This window comes from Moorena sp. SIO3B2, from assembly GCF_010692525.1.
Taxonomy (GTDB): Bacteria; Cyanobacteriota; Cyanobacteriia; order Cyanobacteriales; family Coleofasciculaceae; genus Moorena; species Moorena producens.
The window spans coordinates 1-2,876 of the sequence record NZ_JAAHHE010000601.1 but is presented as its reverse complement, the minus strand read 5'-3'; the positions used below and the strand labels follow the sequence as shown (position 1 = coordinate 2,876).

3 protein-coding genes are annotated in these 2,876 nt (G+C 42.1%); 2 read left to right on the top strand and 1 reads right to left on the bottom strand.

Annotated elements, in window-relative coordinates; all coding sequences use genetic code 11:
* The coding region (gene cysS / locus F6K38_RS38660) for a cysteine--tRNA ligase (protein ID WP_287360238.1) at positions 1-1,061 on the top strand (1,061 nt) is incomplete at its 5' end.
* Positions 1,062-1,264: 203 nt separating this feature from the next.
* Here the strand turns inward: cysS and F6K38_RS38655 are convergent.
* Positions 1,265-2,146: a sulfotransferase domain-containing protein gene (locus F6K38_RS38655; protein ID WP_287360236.1), complete on the bottom strand. Its 882-nt coding sequence runs from the start codon at positions 2,144-2,146 to the stop codon at positions 1,265-1,267.
* Positions 2,147-2,446: 300 nt separating this feature from the next.
* Here F6K38_RS38655 and F6K38_RS38650 point away from each other — a divergent pair.
* The coding region (locus F6K38_RS38650) for a dihydrofolate reductase family protein (RefSeq protein WP_287360234.1) at positions 2,447-2,876 on the top strand (430 nt) is incomplete at its 3' end.

The following is a 2,876-nucleotide window of genomic DNA, read 5'->3' as shown; positions in this document are numbered from 1 at the left end:
AAGCCGATGGGGATGTGTACTATTCAGTGCGTCGGTTTGAGGAGTATGGCAAACTCTCTGGCCGCAAGTTAGAGGATTTGCAAGCAGGAGCCAGTGGACGGGTGGATGTAGCCGACTCCGTTGGGCCAAAGAAGAAAGACCCCTTTGATTTTGCGGTTTGGAAAAGCGCTAAGCCAGAGGAACCCTCCTGGGAATCCCCTTGGGGACCTGGTCGTCCAGGTTGGCATATTGAATGCTCGGCCATGGTGCGAGATATGCTCGGGGAAACGATTGATATTCATACTGGTGGCTCTGACTTGGTTTTCCCCCACCACGAGAATGAAATTGCTCAATCGGAAGCCGTAACTGGTAAAAGCCTAGCCCGTTATTGGTTACACAATGGCATGGTCAAGGTGGATGGAGAGAAAATGTCTAAGTCTCTAGGCAACTTTACTACTATCCGAGACTTACTCGACCGTCCGGTTGACCCCATGGCAGTGCGGCTATTTGTGTTAATGGCGCAATACCGTAAGCCAGTAGATTTTACGGATGATGCGATCGCATCCGCTACCAATGGCTGGCAAACTCTCAAAGAGGGCTTGCTTTTTGGTCATAACTATGGTACACAATTAGGATGGCAAGACCAATCAGCCACACCCTCAAACCCTTTGCAGGGAGAAGAAACTATAGCGCAACAGTTTCAAGAAGCCGTAGATGACGACTTCAACTTTGCTGGAGGCTTAGCGGTATTGTTTGAAGTAGCCAAAGGGTTACGCCGGGAAGGCAATATCCTCGTACATCAGGGCAAAACAGAGACTCCTGCTTCAGAATTAGAGCAGCAATGGCGTAGTCTCGTGGAATTAGCCCAGGTATTAGGGTTAGAAGCACAACCGGAAGCAGAAACTGAAGTTTCTACAGATGGATTGAGTGATGGGGAAATTGAGGCACTGATTCAGCAACGGGCTGAAGCACGGAAAACAAAGAACTTTGAATTAAGCGATCGCATTCGGGATGAACTGCAAGCTCAAGGGATTACCTTGATTGACCAGGCTGGTGGCGTTACCACATGGCATCGCAATTAAGTGTCAAGTGTGAAGGTTACAAGTTGAAAGTTACAAGTTGAAGGTTACAAGTTGAAGGTTACAAGTTGAAAGTTGAAAGTTACAAGTTGTTCGCGTAGCGTGCGCGTAGCGCATAGGTTGTTCGCCTTAATGCAGAATGTAGAATGCAGAATGTAGAATTCCAAATTCTTAATTCTTAATTCTCAATTCTACATTCTTAATTCTTAATTAGAATAGGTCAAATCAAATTCAAATTCCAGACCAAATTGTGCCATTCTGGATTGATATAGAGCATCAAAACTACTAGTCTCTTCTGAAGAAAAGTGGTTTTTCCAATCTCCTACAATTCCTTTGCGCATATGTTTGGGGATACCTTCTCGCTGAGGCACCCAATCCAGATTAGCTTTGGGATTGATTGCCATTGCCGAAAAGTCACTGGCGGCAACCACAGTCTCGAGTAAATCTGAGGTTAAAGGAATATCTATAAAGTTAGCAACATCGGTAACTACTTGAGCTAAATCCTTTTTCATGTCTTCGTACTTTACAAACATAACATTATCTGAATGTTGGCTCGCTTTCCACCAGTCCCAAACGTGATCGAATATTGAGCCATAGGCTACCTTACCTTCACGATATAGCGTAATAAATTCGCTCCAACTCCCCTCATATCCCATTTTGCTCAATGCATGATAATAATAGGAAACAGCATTATCCTTAGGATTGCGAGCAACATAAATATACTTTGCTTTAGTTTCGCCAAACATTGGCATCAAAGACAACGGTAAATGAGTGTGAAAGTAACGGCGATCGCCAGAAGTTTTAATCAGAGTCTCTAAACCTCCATAACGAGTTGCTGCACCTTCTAACCAAGGCACTGCTTCACTCAATACTTTGTCCCCTTGCTCTCCATTATTACCAAGCAAGTGAACAATCTGCTCCATCCATGTTGTACCAGATTTAGGATAGGCTACAACAAAGGTATCCCGATCCCCTACTCTAAAGTGTTTAAGGGCATCCATTTCATTCTGGGTAATGAAGGCTGGAAAGACAATTAGACCTTCTGGATTCTTACCATCTTTAACCAGTGCTTGCTTATAGTCTGCCATGGATTACAGGCTCTTCCGTACTTGTTATGCTAAATAAACAGTATTTCACAGCGGATCACCGGAACAGTAGTCAGAGGCCGTATTCAGAAAATTTTGTTAGTTGAATAGCCTAATTTTACCTGTAAAGTAAGCTTTATGAGGCTATTTAACAATAATTTTTCTGAATACTGCCTCTTCCTCCTGCTCCCTGCTCCCTACTCCCTGCTCCCTGCTCCCTTTGGCAAAGTGTTAATTTAGCATAACAAGTACGGACGAGCCATAGTTATCAGGATTAATTTTGACAATTACGGATAAAATCCAATGACAAATTATGTTTATATAGCAACAAGCTTAGATGGATTTATCGCTACAATTGATGGCGGATTAGATTGGCTAGAAGAAATACCTAACCCCGAACAAAGTGATTATGGATATGCTGAGTTTATGAAAAGCATAGATGCCATAGTGATGGGAAGAAACACCTTTGATAAAGTTTTAAGTTTTGGTCAATGGGTTTATCATAAACCCGTTTTTTTATTAAGCAATAGCTTAACGAAACTTCCAGAAACAATTTTTGGTAAAGCAGAAATTGTTCGTGGAGATATAAAAACAATAATTAATCAGTTGAATCAAAAGGGATATACAAATCTTTACATAGATGGAGGTAGAGTAATCCAAAGTTTTCTTCAAGAAGACCTTGTTGATGAAATGATTATTACTCGCGTTCCAATTCTTTTGGGAAAAGGCGTTC